General features: G+C 59.4%; 12 protein-coding genes and 2 pseudogenes. 7 read left to right on the forward strand and 7 right to left on the reverse strand.

What is annotated here, in order from left to right; genetic code table 11:
* Positions 1–53: 53 nt before the first annotated feature.
* Both GOB85_RS07100 and GOB85_RS07105 read right to left on the reverse strand, forming a co-directional pair.
* Complete coding sequence (locus tag GOB85_RS07100) at positions 54–1,541, reverse strand: prolyl oligopeptidase family serine peptidase (RefSeq protein ID WP_173576877.1); 1,488 nt, start codon at positions 1,539–1,541, stop codon at positions 54–56.
* A 219-nt stretch (positions 1,542–1,760) separates the two neighbouring features.
* Positions 1,761–3,053, reverse strand: a complete 1,293-nt coding sequence (locus GOB85_RS07105) for an MFS transporter (RefSeq protein ID WP_173576856.1) — start codon at positions 3,051–3,053, stop codon at positions 1,761–1,763.
* Positions 3,054–3,127: 74 nt separating this feature from the next.
* Between GOB85_RS07105 and GOB85_RS07110 the strand changes: the two genes are divergently transcribed.
* Positions 3,128–3,742, forward strand: coding sequence for a TetR/AcrR family transcriptional regulator (locus GOB85_RS07110; RefSeq protein WP_173576857.1), 615 nt, complete (start codon positions 3,128–3,130; stop codon positions 3,740–3,742).
* A gap of 184 nt (positions 3,743–3,926) precedes the next feature.
* Here GOB85_RS07110 and GOB85_RS07115 read toward each other — a convergent pair whose 3' ends face one another.
* On the reverse strand, positions 3,927–6,140 hold the full coding sequence (locus GOB85_RS07115) for a TonB-dependent siderophore receptor (RefSeq protein WP_408737048.1): 2,214 nt from the start codon (positions 6,138–6,140) through the stop codon (positions 3,927–3,929).
* Between the two features lie 510 nt (positions 6,141–6,650).
* On the opposite strand from GOB85_RS07115, the gene GOB85_RS07120 reads away from it, so the two are divergent.
* A complete protein-coding gene (locus tag GOB85_RS07120; protein ID WP_173576858.1) occupies positions 6,651–7,607 on the forward strand; it encodes an alpha/beta hydrolase in 957 nt (318 codons plus the stop codon).
* 127 nt (positions 7,608–7,734) lie between these two features.
* On the opposite strand, the gene GOB85_RS07125 is transcribed toward GOB85_RS07120, so the two are convergent.
* Positions 7,735–8,751: an ornithine cyclodeaminase gene (locus GOB85_RS07125; protein WP_173576859.1), complete on the reverse strand. Its 1,017-nt coding sequence runs from the start codon at positions 8,749–8,751 to the stop codon at positions 7,735–7,737.
* Positions 8,752–8,877: 126 nt separating this feature from the next.
* Here GOB85_RS07125 and GOB85_RS07130 point away from each other — a divergent pair, with 126 nt between their 5' ends.
* Positions 8,878–9,297, forward strand: a complete 420-nt coding sequence (locus tag GOB85_RS07130) for an Lrp/AsnC family transcriptional regulator (RefSeq protein ID WP_173576860.1) — start codon at positions 8,878–8,880, stop codon at positions 9,295–9,297.
* A 72-nt stretch (positions 9,298–9,369) separates the two neighbouring features.
* Here the strand turns inward: GOB85_RS07130 and GOB85_RS07135 are convergent, their stop codons facing one another.
* Positions 9,370–10,209 carry a MurR/RpiR family transcriptional regulator gene (locus tag GOB85_RS07135; RefSeq protein ID WP_173576861.1) on the reverse strand — a complete coding sequence of 280 codons (840 nt, stop codon included), beginning with the start codon at positions 10,207–10,209 and terminating at the stop codon, positions 9,370–9,372.
* 214 nt (positions 10,210–10,423) lie between these two features.
* Here GOB85_RS07135 and GOB85_RS07140 point away from each other — a divergent pair, with 214 nt between their 5' ends.
* From GOB85_RS07140 to GOB85_RS07150, 3 genes are all read left to right on the forward strand, one after another.
* Positions 10,424–11,806, forward strand: coding sequence for an MFS transporter (locus tag GOB85_RS07140; RefSeq protein ID WP_173576862.1), 1,383 nt, complete (start codon positions 10,424–10,426; stop codon positions 11,804–11,806).
* An 83-nt stretch (positions 11,807–11,889) separates the two neighbouring features.
* The gene (locus GOB85_RS07145) at positions 11,890–14,523 is read left to right on the forward strand and encodes a TonB-dependent receptor domain-containing protein (RefSeq protein WP_408737049.1); all 2,634 of its coding nucleotides are present in this window, start codon (positions 11,890–11,892) and stop codon (positions 14,521–14,523) included.
* A 74-nt stretch (positions 14,524–14,597) separates the two neighbouring features.
* Entirely contained in the window at positions 14,598–15,251 is a 654-nt protein-coding gene (locus GOB85_RS07150) for an aspartate/glutamate racemase family protein (protein WP_173576863.1), read from the forward strand.
* Positions 15,252–15,312: 61 nt separating this feature from the next.
* On the opposite strand, the gene GOB85_RS07155 is transcribed toward GOB85_RS07150, so the two are convergent.
* Positions 15,313–16,041, reverse strand: coding sequence for an SDR family oxidoreductase (locus GOB85_RS07155; RefSeq protein ID WP_173576864.1), 729 nt, complete (start codon positions 16,039–16,041; stop codon positions 15,313–15,315).
* A gap of 301 nt (positions 16,042–16,342) precedes the next feature.
* Here GOB85_RS07155 and GOB85_RS07160 point away from each other — a divergent pair.
* Positions 16,343–16,432, forward strand: a pseudogene (locus GOB85_RS07160) (IS5/IS1182 family transposase); the annotation flags it as partial.
* Positions 16,433–16,475: 43 nt separating this feature from the next.
* Here the strand turns inward: GOB85_RS07160 and GOB85_RS07165 are convergent.
* A pseudogene (locus GOB85_RS07165) lies at positions 16,476–16,814 on the reverse strand (LysR substrate-binding domain-containing protein); the annotation flags it as partial.
* Positions 16,815–16,967: the final 153 nt, after the last annotated feature.

Consider the following 16,967-nt stretch of genomic DNA (forward strand, 5'->3'; position numbering starts at 1 on the left):
GTGATGGCGCCGGGTCAGAAGTCCGCAGGTTTCTGCTGAGGGATCTGGCCTGCTTACGACTTCACCTGTCTGAACAGCCAGTCCCTTGCGGCTTTGATGTAGAAGAACTTCCGCGCGGAACCCATGTGATCGACGCCTTCAAAAGTCAGGAAGGTGATGTTGCTGTTTCTGGCGAGGTAGCCATTGACCTGATCGGTCAGCTTTTGCTGGTTGTCGATCGGGAAGATGAGTGCGGGATTCAGACGTTCCGCGGGGCGGGTGACGGTGGCCCCTGCCTGTTCCCAGACCGGCACGCATTTCTCGTTCCAGGGGGTGGCTTTATTGTCTTCCGTTCCTGTGATGATCAGGATCTTCTGTTTAGCGAGCGTGACGACATCTGCGGGCCGTTGCTGGCCGGCGATGATGAGGCCGGCGGCAAAGGTTTCCGGATGCTTTGCCATCAGCCAGAGGGACGTCATCGCTCCCATGGACCAGCCTGTGCAATAGACTCGTCCGGGATCAATTTTCAGAACCTTATCGCGACGGTCTTCCAGATTCGGGTTGCCATAATTCCATGTGTTCCGGAGGAGCGACTCAACGAGTCTGTAGGTATTCTCGACGTCGGACGTGTGTTCCCAGTAATCGTTCATCGTTGTGCGTTCGTAGCGTGGCGTGATGATCACGCATTCATGCCTGTCCTGCTCTTCCGGCAGGCTCCAGATGCTGGCGATGCACTGTTCGGTCAGCGTCTGGGCACAGGTGCCGTCGTAACTCGTTCCCGAGTGGGTGATTGCAAGGAGGAGCGGATAGGTCCTGTTCTCACCACCGTCTTTGAGGAAGGATTTCGGCAGGTAAATGCTGTATTCGAGCCAGGCGGAACGCGTATCATCCCACCACCAGTGATTTTGTTCCCAGGCATCCACGCCCCGGATGACGACACTGTTTCCGCGCTGACCCGCGTTGCTCCACACGGTTTTACTGGCGGGATAAGCCGTGCCTGCAGTTGTCCTGACGGTTTTGTCCTGCGTCAGTATCACCTTGTCACTATCGGTGGTGGGGAGACTGAGGTCGGTATCATGCCGGAATTCAGTGATGACATACTGGCCGGGCACGCTCCTGCGGTCGGAGCGCAGCGCAGGGGTGGCATTCGTATAGAGGGCCACAATGGCCCGTGGCATGGCGGCGGCTGTTGTGGCGTTCTTATCCGGTTCCTCGGGCATTCCCGCGAAGAAGCCTCTGGCAGCGGGGAAGACTGCGGTGGTGTATGTGTCGGGCGCCAGGCTGGCGGGGTCGATATTGACGTCATACTCCACTGCGATTCCGTAAACTTTCTGGCCACCGCCGGTGACTTCACAGAGCGCGCAGATGCTTTGGAGACCAGGGCCTTTCCGCTGGTGGCGACCGGGACCGCCGGGGCCGCCCGGGGTGGGAGAGGACGCCGCCATGAATCCGTTTCCATTATCCGCGGCATGGGCCTCCGGGACTCCGAGCCCCATTGCTGAAGCGGCGCCGGCCAGAGCCGCTCCGGCTGTCACGAAGTTTCGTCTCGATACACCGGTCAAGAATTTCTTCTCCAGGTAAGGTGGTTGGGATTCTGCTGAGTGGAACTCATTCTGTGAGTTGCGCGTCGGCGTGCCGGAAGAGCGTAGACCGACCAGGATGCCGACGCCAGATGACAGACATTCGTCAGCAGGACGACCACATTGTGTCGGACGCGCCGTCTTCGGCGTTGCCGGGGCTGACCGGATCGTGGTGAACATCGTGATGTTGCGTCGGTGGAGTTACGAAAACCGGTTCTGAAGTGCTGAGCGTTGCCTGGCGTCTCTGCCGATGCCGAGAGCCATAATTGCGGCGACAACGCCGGTGCTGCCGGCAAGGATGAGCATATCCCGGTAACTGCCCTGCGCCTGCCGGAGAATGCCTGCGAGCGACGCCGCGCAGGCTGCGCCGATCTGGTGTCCGAACACGATCCATCCAAACACGATCGGGGCCGCGCGTTCTCCGAAGGTCATGGTTGCCAGCCGCAGGGTTGGCGGCACGGTGGCAATCCAGTCCAGTCCGTAAAAGACGCCGAAGATCATCAGGCTCCCGGGAGAGAAGTCGATGAATGGCAGGACGATCAGCGACAGACCACGGAGCCCGTAATAGGAAAACAGCAGCCAGCGGGCATCCAGCCGGTCGGTCAGCCAGCCGGACATGGTGGTGCCGAACAGGTCGAACAGGCCCATCATCGCAAGGTAGCCTGCCGCCGGCACCTCACCGATGCCATGATCGGCGCAGATGGCGATGAAATGGGTGCCGATCAGTCCGTTCGTCGTGAAGCCGCAGACAAAAAACGTCAGGAAGAGGAACCAGAAATCGCGTTTGCGCGCCGCTGTTATCAGCGCAGTCACAGCCGTGCGGAGCGGGTTCCGATCTGAATGGGAGAGTGGCTTGTAATCCGCTGGCGCTCCATGTGGCACCAGTCCCCGGTCTCCGGGATGTTCCGGCAAAAACAGCGCCACAAGGGGTATGATGGCAAGGCAGGTGACAGAGACCGCCATAACAGGCGCACGCCATCCATGATGATGGGCAAGAGCGGCGAGCGCCGGCAGGAAAAGCAGCGATCCTGTGGCTGTACTGGCTGCCAGCAGGCCCATGATCGTGCCGCGAAGGGTGACGAACCAGCGGTTCACAATGGTTGCCCCCAGCACCATCGCCACCGCGCCGGTGCCAAATCCGGTCAGCACGCCCCAGGTCAGGAAAAATTGCCATGGTTGCGTCATGCCCAGCGACAGCCCTGTTGAGAGGCCCGTCAAGAGGAGGGCGCCGATCAGGGTTCGACGGATACCGATGCTCTGCATCAGTGCCGCCGCGAACGGCCCCACGAGACCATAGAGAAAGATGCCGGTGGCGGCTGAGAAAGAAATGGTTGCGCGGCTCCAGCCGAGCGTCTCCTGGAGTGGCATCATCAGCACGCCGGGCGTTGCCCGGACGCCGGCCGAGATCAGCAGCGAGAGAAAGGTGATCAGCACCACCGGCACGAAGACATGCGGACGTTGTGATTGCTTGCCGGAAGGCGGAGAAGTGCTCATATGGATGACCGGTCGATGCTGTTTTTCTGACCATAGGTACCGATCGGTAACATCGTCAAGTCGCGAGTGTATTCATGTCATCGTCTCCGTCGCCCCCTTCCCGCCCCTGTGCCGCTGACCGGATACGCAGTTCAGCGCGGGATCTTTTCTACAATCAGGGCATTCGCGCGGTGGGCGTGGAGGAAATCGTGCAGAACGCCGGTGTGACCAAGCCGTCGCTCTATCGTGCTTTTGAATCCAAGGATGGCCTGACGACCGCCTATCTCGCCGATTACCAGCAGAGCTTCTGGGATCGCATCGAGGAGGTGCGTCGCGTTCACCCCGATGATCCGCGCGCCCGGATTCTGGCCTATTTCGACGGGCTGGCGGAACGCGCTTCCCGGCCGGCCTATCGGGGCTGTGCGCTGACCAATGCGATTGTGGAATATCCGGACGCGGATCACCCCGTTCGACAGGAGGCTGCACGGCTCAAGCAGGATGTGCGTGACTGGCTACGTCAACAGGCGCACGCCATGGAGGCGGGTGCGCCTGATCTGCTGGCAGACGGGCTGATTCTCCTGATGGAGGGCGCCTATGCCAGCGGGCAGGTGTTTGCGTCACCTGGCCCTGCGGCGCAGGTCGGGATTCTGGCGCGCTGTCTGCTTGATGCCTGTTGTTCGGGGGCTCGAAGGAATGTCGATCCGGGGTGATGTGAGCCGTTCTGGCTGCTCGTACGCGGTTGTTCGTGTCTGGCCTTGAGCGACTGGCCGCGCTGAGGACGAAAACTCCCTGTCCGTTCAACGGGTTTGTCGGACAGGGGGGCCGGGATGCCGTGCTTCATCCGGACTGCGGGATCGGGTGCGCCGGGCTATGGCGGTCTGGAAAACCATGAGCTTACCAGGTGAAGCCGATACTGCCCTGCGCGTTCCGGCGCTCTCCGTAATAGCACCATGACTGACCATAAGACGCGTAGCTCAGGCAGTTACCGACATAGTTTTTATCGAAAAGGTTGCGGACGCTTGCTCCGACCGTCCATCCGTGCAGCGAGCGGGACAGATTCGACAGATCGTAGGTGGCTGAAGCATCAAAAACCGCATGCTGAGGAACCCAGACGCTGCCATATGAAGCCTCACCGCCGTAAGCCTTCGCGGAATAACGCATTCCACCGCCGAAACCGAGCCCTTTAACCGGACCGGATGGCATTTTGTAGAAAACGAACAGTGCGGCGTTTCCTCTGCCGGACTGGATCAGCGGTTTCCCTGTGGAATCATCTTTGACTTTCTGGACGCTGACTGACGCTGTAATCGTAAGGTTCCTGTAAGGCTCGGCATGAGCTTCAAACTCGAAGCCGTCCGAATGAACCTTTCCGCTCTCCGTGCTGTAGCCGAGGTTGTTGACGGAGACGAGATTGTTCGTCTGTTCGATATGGAATCCGGCGGCGGTCAGCAGAAGCGACGTTCCTGGAAGCTGATATTTCACGCCTCCTTCAAGCTGTTTCCCGAGCGAGGGATCGGCCTGACGGAAGCTCTTTCCACCGTCGTTTGAGACAATTCCCGATTGTGGCTGGAAGGATGTCGCGTAGCTGATATAGGGCGCGAGACCGAAATTAAAGTGATAGAGGCCTGAGGCGCGCCACGTGATCTGACCCGGACTCTGACGGGTTGTCGACGCGGACAGGCGCTCGGTCTGTGTCGAGCGATACCAGTCGTTCCGCAGGCTGCCGGTCAGAACCAGGCCTTTCCATGTGATCTCGTCCTGACCATAGGCACCGATCTGATGCGAATTTGTCAGATAATCTATGTAAGGGGTCATCGCCGGAATCACCATGTTATAGTCGGGATGCAACACGTTCATATCGGGCGCGCTGCCGTAGGCTCCCTGCTCCGCCGCACGCTGCTGCATGTAGTCGAAGCCGAACATCATCGTATGGCGCAGAGGGCCGGTGCGAACATGCCCTTTGAACTGGCTGTCGAAGGCCAGGTTGTGCGTATGCTCGTTCGTACCGAAGGCGGAGCGGCTGAGTGTGTCGTCGCCGGTGTAATAACCGTTATCGTACACGCTGCGGTAGATGGTTTTGACGTCATCGTAGCGTCCGCGCGTGGTGAAGCTCCAGTCGCTGTTAAAGCGATGGCTGAAGATATAGGTGATGCCCCCCTGGCGGCGGTTGAACTTCTCAAAAGGCACGTCACCATCATAGAAGTTTCGCGGCAGATAACCGTAGGACGCGGGTCTGAGCGAGCCGAACAGCGGAACGCCGCCATAGGTGCCGTTTTCGGGGTCATACTGATAGTTGCCCAGCAGCGTCAGCGTCGTCGGCCCGTCGCCACCGAAGGTGAAGGCCGGGCTGATGGAAAAGCGGCGGCTTCCGGTCCGGCTGAGCTGGCTGTGCTGACCGTTTGCGGTCCCGTAGATCCGGTAGCGGACGAGGCCGTTATCCGTTGCGTAGCCGCCGACATCGGCATCCACGCGATAGAGATCGAAGCTGCCTCCGGTTGTGTTGACGCCGCCGTAGAACCGCTGATCCGTCGGCAGCTTGCTCGACAGGGCGACGAGGCCGCCGGGGCTGGACTGGCCATAGAGCGCGGAGGCTGGTCCTTTGAGGATCTCGACCCGGTCGAGACGCGAGGTATCGGTCTGCGCGACGGCATAGCCCGTGGGGCTGTCCTGTAACTTCAGCCCGTCCAGGAAGGTTGGAACCGTAAAACCGCGCAGGGCGAACTGGTCGTAGCGGGTGCCCACTCCCCCGCCGCGCAGGTCGGAGGTGATGCCCGCCGTGTAGCGCAGGGCCTGGTTGAGGCTCAGCACGCCACGTATGTCCATTTCGTTGCGGGTGACGATCGTGACGGACTGCGCTGTTTCAACAAGAGGTCTGTCCGTCTTGGTGGCGGAAGACGCGATGGTCGCCGCTCTGCGGGCGCGCACTTCCAGCCGTTCGACCTGCGGAGCGGGGATTTCGGAATTTCCGGTTTTTCCGCCTGCAACGGACGTTGCGGCATGATGAGGGAGGCCGGATTTCTCTTCCAGGTCGGCAGCAAGAACTTTTCCGCTCAAGAGAAGTGACAGAGGGATTACACAGATAACCCTGCGGCGATGCATAACCGGCCTCATTACTGTCTCCTGCTGCCCTGTGGCCAGCAGGCTCGTATCGTTATTGCGAGTAATTTGCAAGTGCACTTAAGGTGCCTGATGCTAGAGTTACATAGTGAGTAACGGGCGGTCTGTGCGTTGCTCCTGATGCTCTGATCGTATGTGGATTTATCGGGAATGTGCGCTCTTTCAGTCTCAGGACGAAACGGAAAATGAGCAGATTCTGCTTCAGGAAATTTCAATCTCCTGATGGCGTGTGTATCGGCGGAAATCCGGGCCGGAGTGAGTGAGCAGGTTTGTCATTGTCCGTGACACACGATGCCGTCGGGAATTTAGCTTAGAAACATTTTGTCAGAATTTGCGCCGCATGAGGGTCGTTTCAGCCGCGGCGTGCGTTCGTCAGTTCGAAGACCAGCGGACAGACAATGTGAAACTCTCTCCGGAAACACTTTCTGTTCAATCAGTTGGACGTGATGCCGCTGTCCGGGCAACGCCATCTATCGTGAGGACAGACAACGCGGAGAAATACTCATGCCTCACAATCCTGTTGCGCCGGAATTTCGGGAAGCTCTGAAAGTTCTGCCGTCTTTTGATGGTCTTTCCGATCAGACCCTGGCAGCGACCCGCACGGCATTTATCACGGCCATTCGCAGCGTTCCGGTTGCCGGACATCCGGACGTCATGATCGAAGAGCACCGCGTGCCTGGCCCTGTCGGCGCCCCTGATGTTCCGGTCGTAATCTACAGGCCCCGGGGCGACCATCGGAACGCGCCGGCACTGGTCTATATTCATAGTGGCGGCATCGTCAGCGGCACGCCCGAAGTGGACGATGCACGGTGCCGGCAACTTGTGAGCGAACTGGGGCTGGTCATCTTCTCCGTTGATTACCGTCTGGCACCTGAGGCGCCATATCCGGCGGCGATAGAGGATTGTTATGCTGTTCTGAAATGGGTTCATGAGCAGTCCGCTCATCTGGGAACGGATCGTGATCGCCTTGTCATAGGCGGGGACAGTGCCGGCGGTGGTCTGACTGCCTGTCTTGCTCTGCTGGCGCGAGACCGGGCGGAAGTGAACGTTCTTTTCCAGTTGCTGATCTATCCCATGCTGGATGACCGGACGGGGACGACCGTCATGCCGTCCCCTGAAATGGGCCAGTATATATGGACCCGTTCCGCCAATCACTATGCCTGGAATGCTTATCTGGGCAAAGCGCCCGGGAGTGCGGACGTTTCCGAATATGCATCGGCATTTCGCGCGACGGACCTGAAGGGGCTGCCGCCGGCTTATATCGGCGTCGGGTCTCTGGATCTGTTTTTAGACGAGGATCTTGAATATGCACGGCGTTTGATGGCGGCGGGTGTGGCAACAGAAGTCTGTGTCATTCCGGGTGCTTATCATGTGTTCGACGTGTTCATTCCCGATGCGCCACTGAGCCGCCAGTTCAGACAATCTTATTTCACCGCCCTGAAGCGCGCACTGGCCGGTTAGGGGTCAGGACAGGCTGTACCACCTGTCACTTTCCCCTCCCGGTTCCTTACGCGATCCGTGAAGGTGGCTGATACGCGTCATCCCTGAGGGCGGGGTGTCAGGTGGATGGCGGCGATCTGTTGCGGGGTCAGGGCTGTGTCAGGAGGCCGAACAGGTCGCGGGGATCATCCGGCTCCACGACGAGATCGATTTCCGTGACGAAATCGGTGTCACGCACCTTGTCGCGCAGATAACGCAGGGCAGAGAAATCTTCCGTTGCGAAGCCGACTGAATCGAAAATCGTGATGTCCTGCGCCGTGCGGCGGCCCTGTGCCTCGCCAGTGATGACCTGCCATAGTTCTGTCACCGGGAAATCGTCCGGCATCTGCTGGATTTCGCCTTCGATGCGGGTCTGTTCCGGAAATTCCACGAAGACGCGGCTACGTTTCAGGATATCGGCCTGAAGTTCGGTTTTACCGGGGCAGTCGCCGCCGACGGCGTTGATGTGGACGCCGGCGCCGATCATGTTGTCGGAGAGAATGGTGGCTTGCAGCTTGTCCGCCGTGACAGTCGTGATGATGTCGGCGCCCTGGACGGCCTGCTGAGCGGTTGGGGCGAGCGTGATGGTCAGTCCGCTGTTCTGCATATTGACGCGGAATTTTTCGGTGGCGGCGGGATCGACGTCACAGACCCGCAGATGGGTGATGCCGAGGAGGGCGTGGAAGGCGGTGGCCTGGAATTCGGACTGCGCGCCGAGGCCGATGATGGCCAGGATGCGGCTGTCGGGACGGGCGAGGTGCCGGGCGGCGACTGCTGATGTGGCCGCCGTGCGGAGGGCTGTCAGGAGGGTCATTTCCGCAAGCAGGAGAGGATAGCCGGTGTTGACGTCGGAGAGGACGCCGAATGCCGTGACGGTTTGCAGGCCTTCACGTGTATTGCGGGGGTGTCCGTTGACGTATTTGAAGCCGTAGAGCGCATTGTCGGCTGTTGGCATCAGTTCGATGACGCCGTCACGCGAATGGCTTGCGATACGGGGGGTTTTGTCGAATTCGGGCCAGCGGCGGAAATCGTCCTCGATATAATCCGCCAGTTCACGCAGGACTGTTTCTATTCCGACATGCCGGACCAGCCGGATGAGGTTTTCGACGCCAACATAGCCGACCATGATATCTCCTGCGCTTTGCGCCGGACAGGAGTGTGTTCCTCCGAAATGGCAATTTTAACTGGCAATCTGTATCGGGAAGGAGGATATTTTTTGCATGTTGTCCTGTAAGACTGAGCAGAATGTTCCATGCATATTTTTGACGATCTGGACCGGCAGCTTCTGGCCATTCTGCGCGCGGACGGGCGGGCGCCGGTTGCGGGACTGGCGGGGGCTCTTGGCGTGTCACGCGCGACGGTTCAGTCCCGGCTGGACCGGCTTCTGGAAAGCGGGGCCATTCTGGGATTTACCGTTCGGGCCCGCGAACATCATGACAGCATCAGGGCCATCATGCTGATTGAGGTGGCCGGGAAATCCACCAGTGCGGTGATCCGGTCCCTGAGGTCTGTTCCGGAGCTTCATGCTTTGCACACCACGAATGGCGCATGGGATCTCATTGCTGAAATCCGGACTGATACGCTGGAAAGTTTTGACCGTGTTCTCAGGGAGGTCCGTGTGATCGATGGCGTTCTCAACTCTGAGACCAGTCTGATGCTGAGCACGATCTGAAGCGGTGGCGGAGGAGGCGGCCGGGTATTGCTCCCCTGCCCGGGACGGCGACGGACTTTATGGAACAGCCCCTTAAAGTTCGTCGAAAAGGGTATGGGCGACTTCTATCGCGGCCATGCGGCGGCGGCCGGTCTGGCCACTGCATTCGATAAGGCGCGTGGCGAGGAAATGGGTGATGCTCATGACGGCGACGTGGTTATCGAGCGGGCCGCCGGTTCTGGTTTTGCACGACACGATCCATGTGGCCGGGCCTGGGTTTTCGGTCATTTCATCGGTGATGCAGAGAACTTTGACACCGGCGCGAACGGCTGCTCGGACGAGGGTTTCTGAGGCTTTTGTAGTCCGGCGAAGGGCGAAGATGATCATCGTGTCTTCGGGGGAGAAGCCTGGGATGTATTCCCCGAGGGTTTCGCCTGCGGCGGGGATGAGGGTGCTGTTTGCCACCACGCGCAGCATCTGCCAGCGGAAATAGGCGGCGAAGGGATAATTGCCGCGGAAGCCTGCGAGCCAGACATGTCTGGATTTCAGAATGGACTGCACGACGCGCTCAAGGGTCGGTTCATCCAGCGCGCCGTAGGTTTCTGACAGGCTCGTCAGGCCGAGTTCGAGATGAGCCTGGAGTGTTCCGCTTCGTTCCTGCCGGGGATCGAGCAGCAGCAGGGGCGAGCCGTGTTTCTGTTCGATGCGGACCTGTCTGCGCGCTTCGGCATAGTTTTCGTAGCCGAGCCTCTGGATAAACCGGGAGATGGTTGGCTTTGAGACCCGGGCGGCAACGGCCAGTTCGGAAGCGGTATAGGACGGGAGTTCGCCGGGGAAGCTGAGCATAAATTCCGCGAGCCGTCTTTCCGTTGGCGGAAGGTTTTCCAGGGCGTCGGAAACGCGGGTGATGAAGGATTCGGTATCGCGTTTCATTGACTGCCCTTCCGAAGAGACCCGCCATTCCGCTGTCGGGTCCGGCTTTCGTTTGATCCGGGCAACTCTATCCATTTGATCCGACAGGGGAAACAGCGCGGTTTTACAGGCACACGCACTCATTTCGTCACCATCATGAAATTTTTATTGCGTTGTTGCGATTTTGGAATTATTTTTTCACGCATCAGCTCCACCCAGAGGACCAGAACAGACGATGCCTGTCGAAAGCGCTGATCAGTCGCCTCCCCTGTTCGCAGAGTCACGCGTTATCGATGACATGCTGGAGCGCGGGGGGATCACCCGGACTCAGAGGATCATTTTCCTTCTTGTCTTCATCGGTATTCTTTTTGATGTCTTCGAACAGAATGCGGTAGGTACCGTCGCGCCGATGCTTCGGGAACACTGGGGGCTTGATGGTCTGCAGATTGGCTTTCTCAACACCGTAACTTTTCTCTCCGCCGCGGCTGGCAAGCTCCTCTCGGGAGTGATTGCGGATCGGTATGGGCGGCGTGTGGCGTTTAACCTGAACCTTGCGCTTTACATTTTTGGTGGTGCGCTGTGCGCGGTGGCGCCGGGTTATGCCTGGCTCTGTGCGGGACGGTTTGTGGTGGGGCTGGGGCTGGGCGGCGAGATTGTGACCGGGCTGACGCTTCTGTCGGAATTTTTTCCGCCCGGGAAACGGCGGACGGCGATTGGCCTGACCAATCTCGGCGCGGGTGGTTTCGGGAACATGCTGGCCCCTTCTGTCGGGTTACTGGTTTTTCTTGTTTTTCCGGGCAGTTCCGGCTGGCGCTGGCTGTTTGTCGCTCTGGTGGCTCCGGTCTGTGTGCTTGCGGTTTTGCGGCGCAGGATTCCTGAGACGCCCTATTTTCTTCTGACACGCGGGCGTTTCGGCGAACTGGAGCGTGTCATGTCATTGCTCACCGGACGTTCGATGAGCGCTGAGATACGACCAGTCTCTCCTGTGGACGGGACGGGCAGCCTGGTATGCGGTTCGTTTTCCGGGCTGGTTCCGCACCTGGTTCTTCTCTCTCTTCTCGCGGGTCTCGCCTATGGCGTGCAGATGTCAGCGCTGACGCTGATGCCTGTCATTTTTCAGGTGACGGGGCGCACGGATGCCAATGCCCTGTTACTGGTGAGTCTGTGTCAGACCGGTGGTATTCCGGGGGCTCTGGCGGCGTCTTTTCTGGCCCGGCGTTATTCCCCTGCGGATGTGCTGAGCGTTGGCGCGATCTCTGGTGCTCTGGCCGTATTGCTGCTGTCGAACACGATAGCGTTTGCAATTCTGCCGGTCGTCTTCGGGTTTCTGTTTTATTTCCTTGTCATCATGATCAACACGACGCTGTGGATCATGATCCCCGGGAGTTTTCCGATCGGGAACCGGGGCAAGGCGACGGCTATCGCGCTGGCGGCGGGGAATGTCATGGGTGCGATAGTTCCTCTCGCGGCCGGGGCACTGTTCGATATGGGCAGCCCGGGCGCCGTCTTTCTGCTGAGCGCTGTTCTCTATCTCTTTCTGGCGGTGACCGCGCGGTTCGTTCCGCGCGGTGAGACGGAATTTCGTGCATTGCCTGATTTTGCCGCGAAATCTTCCTGACAGTTTCATCCTCTGCTGTTCACCGCTTATTTCATTACTATTTCGATACAACATCCTCGTTCTGTTGCTGACCGGAGTTTTCGATGCCACGTCACATGCCCCTTTCCCTTCTGATGCTGCTTGCGACAGCGGCCTGGCCGGGTTCGACTGTATCCGCCGCTCTTGCCGCCACGACGGACACTCCGGAGACGGCTCACACGCATGCAGGCAGGGTCCCGCACACCACCCGGACCCGGCCTGATGCGAAACGCTCAGCGCCGCGTCAGGCTGCTTCCGTGACATCACGTACGGCGGGGGGCCGCCCTGATGTATCGCGTCCCGTTGTGATGCGTCCCTCGCATGTTCTCGCTTCCACTGATCCGGAAGCCATTTCTGTTACTGGCAGTCAGCCGGTGGGGAATTCCGCGATTTCTCCGGGAACGCGGCGGCACAGCACGACACAGGTAACGATCGTCAGCAACGCGGAACTGATGGCGACCGGACAAACCAATCTGACGCAGGCTCTGGCACAGATGTCGCCTTCGATCTCATCGCCGCCGCAGCCTGGCACGGGACCGGATGCTTTTGTGCAGACCATGCAGCTTCGCGGGCTTTCGGCGGATCAGACGCTGATTCTGGTTGACGGGCACAGGCGACATATCAGTGCGGCGTTCAATCCCAATCCGGGGCCGAACTGGGGAACGGAGCCAACGGATATCGGGCTGATTCCGATTTCGGCTGTGGATCATGTCGAGATCGTTACTGAAGGGGCGTCGGCGCTTTACGGTCAGGATGCGATTGCCGGCGCGGTGAACATCGTTCTCCGGCGAGACACGAAGGGCGGACAGGTCAATTTCAAGAACAGCGGGTATTATGCGGGCGATGGTCAGGCGCTCGACGGGTCGGCCAGTTACGGCATGGCGCTGGGGCATAGCGGTGGGTATCTCGATCTGGCGGCGCAGGTGACGCACCAGCTTCCGACAAATCGCAGTGGTCTTTATAACGGCACGATGTATCACGCTCTTCCTGACGGATCTCCGGACCCGCGAGATGCGACGGCCAGCCGGGATGTGCAGCGGTCGCTCGGGCTTTCGAAGACGACGCAGGAGGATCTGTCCGCCAACATGGAGTTACCGCTGACGAATTCGATTTCTCTTTACAGCACCGATACCTATTCTCATCGCAGGCTTAATGCGGCCGAGAATTATCGCAGTGCGGCGGATGATCTGACGGTTGATGCGCTCTGGCCGAACGGGATGCTGCCTTATCTGAAGCTGAACGAGAACGATTTTGAGGTGAATAACGGATTCCGTGGCAGGACTCTCGGGTTTTCATGGGATAGCTACATCAATTATGCGAAGGACCATCAGACCTATCACATGCAGGGGACAAACAACGCCAGTCTGGGCACAGCGAGTCCGACGACGTTTTATACGGGCAAGGCTGTTTCTTCACAGCTGAGCACAGGGTTTAAGGCATCCCGTAATTTTGAGACCGGTGTGTTGCCTAAGCCGCTTGGTCTGGAGTTCGGGGCTGAGTATCGTCGCGACGGGTTTCAGATGGGTGCGGGTGACGAGGCGTCGTGGACAGACGGAGGGGTGCCGATCCTCACCGGGCCTGACGCGGGCAAGGCGGCCACACCCGGAGCGGCGGACCATGCGGGCAATCCGCCGCTTTCGGTGACGAGTCAGAACCGTGACGTTTATGATGGTCACATGAATCTTGACCTTTTTCTCACGAAGAAATGGGAGTGGACGTTTGGCGGACGGGCGGTGAGCTATAACAATCTTGCCACTGTCATGACCGGGTCCGTCGGAACGCGGTATAATGTCAGCCACCGGTTTGCGCTTCGGGCGAGCGTCAACACGGGGTATCGGCCGCCGACGCTCGGGCAGACCTATTACTTCTATTCTTCCCCGTCACCGACCTACACGACGGTGCAGATCCCCACGAACAGTTCCGCGGCACAGGCGCTGGGCGCGGGCAAGCTAAAGGGGGAATATTCGCGCAGTTACAGCATTGGTCTGGACGCGACGCCGGTGGATAATTTCCATGTGACCGGCAATCTTTATTACATCGCGATCAATGACAGGCTGGCCAGCACATCGACGCTTGGCGGGTCCGCGGTGCAGGCTTTGCTGGCAAATTCTGGTCTGGGGAACGCAACTTACGCGACGTATTATACGAATCCCGTCAACACCAACACATTTGGCGGCGATCTGACTGCCGATTATACGCTCAGCACGCAGCGCTACGGACGGTTTGTGTTCTCGTTTGGTGTGAATATCACGGACAATGAAATTCGCAGCTACAACAAGGTTCCATCGGTTCTGAAGCAGCTCGGCCTGAGTTATTTTAACGCTTATGCGAAAGAAATCCTTCTTCATTCGTCACCAAAAAATCGTGAAAATCTTGCGGTGAACTGGAATTACGGAAAGTGGTCACTGTTCGTTCAGGAGTCACGCTATGGCTCGCTGGTTTATGTTGCCACGCCATCGACGCCGACATCTCTGTGGGCGAAGCAGAGTCCGGCTTTCGTGACGAATATCGAACTTGGCTACCACATCTTTCCTCGCTGGAGCGTTGCCATCGGGGCTAACAATCTGGGCAACGAATATCCGACGCGCGTGAATAAAAAAGCCATCGCCAGCCAGTTCAATGCGATGGTGTATTCGCCTTACTCTCCTTACGGGAGCAATGGTGGCATGTATTATGTCAGGACATCTCTGGGGTTCTGACCGTCGCTTTTTTCGATCATCCGGTGTCGCAGGACGATTTTCCGGGTCATTCATGGACGAAACAACAGTTTTTTATGCGTCATATTTTTCTGATAAACCCGAATACCAGTCGGGCGGTTTTCGATATCATGATCGCGGCGGCGGCGCCGTCGCTGCCGGACGATGTCATACTGGACGGCGCGGTTGCCGCGCGTGGCGCCACGATGATTGTTGACGAGAAGGCGCTGACGGAAGCGGCGGATGAGGTGGTGCGGCTTGGGGTCGGGGCGGCGTCCGGAGCGGCTGCGATTATTGTCGGGGCTTTTGGTGATCCTGGTGTGATGCGGCTGCGGGAACTGGTTGATGTGCCGGTGGTCGGACTGGGCGAGGCGGCTTTTCGTGCTGCCGGCCGGTGCCGTGTGCCATTTGGCGTGGCGACGACGACGCCGGACCTGACAGGACCGATCAATGCGGCGGTGCGGCGTCTTGGACTGGAAAGTTTTTTTACCGGCACCCGAACGCCGGATATCGATCCGCTGGTGCTGGCTGCCGCGCCACGGGAACAGGACGCATTACTGCTCGAGATGGCCCGGCAGTGTGTACGACTGGATCACGCGCAGTGTGTGATCATCGGGGGTGGCCCTTTTTCGGAGACGGCGGGGCGGATCGCGGAGGCGATGTCCTGCACGATTATCAATCCGATTACGGCGGCGGTCAGAGAGGCCGTCGCGATGTTATCCCCGGACTGATGGTCCTTCATGGCGTGTGTCGTCGCTTTGCCGCAACGCTGCGGTAGCGGGCGGGAGAAGATCAGAATTTTTGCATCGGACGGACGAAGATATCGGTGGCTTCGGCGGTTTTTGGGAGAAGGAGGCTGCCGCAGAGGGCGGCGGCGACGTCTTCCGGCTGGAGGAGGAGTTCGGGCCGCCAGGGTTTGCCTGACGTTTCGTAAATTGCTTCCTGCCGCGGTGTTGCTGTGGTTCCGGGCATGATGGAGATGACGCGGATGCCGTCCTGGTTGATTTCATCGCGCAGGGTATCGGTCAGGGATTTGAGGGCGGTCTGGGTGGCGGCGTAGAGGCCGCGTCCGGCTGTGTTCGCGGCGCGGATGATGGTGGAGTTGACGACGGCGATCTGGCCTTTGCTGACGCGGAGCATCGGGAGGGCGGTGCGGATGAGTTCGAGCGGGGCTCCGACGTTGACGGTGAAGAGTTTACCGAAGGCGGCGCTGTCGGTTTCGGTGATGGTTCCGCTGTGAAAGGCGCCTGATGACAGCACGAGGATGTCGAGACGACCGAAGCGGGCCTGTGCTGTTTCGACGAGGGTTTGCGCTGCGTTCGGCGCGGTGATGTCGCAGGGTATGGCGGCGGCGGCGGGACCGGCTTCGGTGGCACAGGCTTCGATTTCATCGCGGGAGCGGGCGACGCAGATGACGGCGGCGCCGAGGCTGGCGAGCCGGAGGGCGGTGGCGCGGCCGATCCCCCTTCCCGCTCCGGTGACGAGGGCGACGCGGCCTGAGAGGGGGCGATCTGCGGGCATGGGGGGCCTCACCGGGTTGTTCTGTCGTGGAGAGAGTGCCGGATTTATCGGGTGTGATCTATGGAATTTTGGGATTTGTGGGTGTTCGGGTTGCTGCGGAGAAGAATGCAGCGTGACTGTGTGGCCGCGTTCCTGCGCGGGCATGCCGTTCAGCATGGTGGGCTCGGTGGCGCAGTGTTTCAATGCGGGGGGAGTGTCGCGCGGGTCTGTGGATGAGGCGGCGTGACAGTTTTCGGGGAAGAGGGGCTGGTTCTCGTCCTGCTGGCCGACGCTGAGAGATCTGGCGGCACGATTGAGGGCATCGGACGCAGGGGCAACACGATGCAGACGGCTCGTAAAAGACTATGAGCGCTGTGCCTCAGCTCTCGCTGCGATACACACCATCACCTTCGCTGGTTTGAAGCCGACCTGCTCATGTAAAGTGCATAACACCCTTAAGCACGCAAATACGCCTGAAGGCGCGGAACGACGAAGTCCAGAAACACTCTCACGCGCCGGGGAGTCTGTTTGCTGCCCAGATAGAGCGCATGGATCTCTTCTTCGTCCTGCGTGCCTGTATGAGCCAGAACTTCAATGAGGCGGCCGGCCTTGATGTCATCGCGCACATGATAGTCGCCGAGCCGCGCCAGCCCTGCGCCCCGGAGGGTCAGGCGTCTTACTGTTTCGCCGTTATTGGCGAGCAGGGGGCCTCGGACGATACGATCCGCGATGCGCCCTTTCTCCTGCAGCGGCCAGACAGGGGCGGCACGCCGGAAATTGAAGCCTAGAGCTTTTCCACTTTAATCTGGTTCATATCCTGTGGCTGTAAAGAAACTGGCGCATTGGCTGGGAGTGAAAGCGTGAAGCAGAGCGCCGACGGTGTCCCACAGAGCACCGACAGTCCGTTCGGCTTTGGCGCGCAGCAAGGCCTTGAGTTTTGAAAAGGC

This window comes from Acetobacter fallax (genome assembly GCF_011516735.1).
In the GTDB taxonomy this organism is placed as follows: Bacteria; Pseudomonadota; Alphaproteobacteria; order Acetobacterales; family Acetobacteraceae; genus Acetobacter; species Acetobacter fallax.

Coding starts and splice junctions, on each gene's coding strand:
- GOB85_RS07145 (WP_408737049.1), top strand. CDS start 11,890: ATGCCACGTCACATGCCCCTTTCCCTTCTGATGCTGCTTGCGACAGCG.
- GOB85_RS07155 (WP_173576864.1), bottom strand. CDS start 16,041: ATGCCCGCAGATCGCCCCCTCTCAGGCCGCGTCGCCCTCGTCACCGGA.
- GOB85_RS07105 (WP_173576856.1), bottom strand. CDS start 3,053: ATGAGCACTTCTCCGCCTTCCGGCAAGCAATCACAACGTCCGCATGTC.
- GOB85_RS07115 (WP_408737048.1), bottom strand. CDS start 6,140: ATGAGGCCGGTTATGCATCGCCGCAGGGTTATCTGTGTAATCCCTCTG.
- GOB85_RS07110 (WP_173576857.1), top strand. CDS start 3,128: ATGTCATCGTCTCCGTCGCCCCCTTCCCGCCCCTGTGCCGCTGACCGG.
- GOB85_RS07140 (WP_173576862.1), top strand. CDS start 10,424: ATGCCTGTCGAAAGCGCTGATCAGTCGCCTCCCCTGTTCGCAGAGTCA.
- GOB85_RS07150 (WP_173576863.1), top strand. CDS start 14,598: ATGCGTCATATTTTTCTGATAAACCCGAATACCAGTCGGGCGGTTTTC.
- GOB85_RS07130 (WP_173576860.1), top strand. CDS start 8,878: ATGCATATTTTTGACGATCTGGACCGGCAGCTTCTGGCCATTCTGCGC.
- GOB85_RS07135 (WP_173576861.1), bottom strand. CDS start 10,209: ATGAAACGCGATACCGAATCCTTCATCACCCGCGTTTCCGACGCCCTG.
- GOB85_RS07125 (WP_173576859.1), bottom strand. CDS start 8,751: ATGGTCGGCTATGTTGGCGTCGAAAACCTCATCCGGCTGGTCCGGCAT.
- GOB85_RS07120 (WP_173576858.1), top strand. CDS start 6,651: ATGCCTCACAATCCTGTTGCGCCGGAATTTCGGGAAGCTCTGAAAGTT.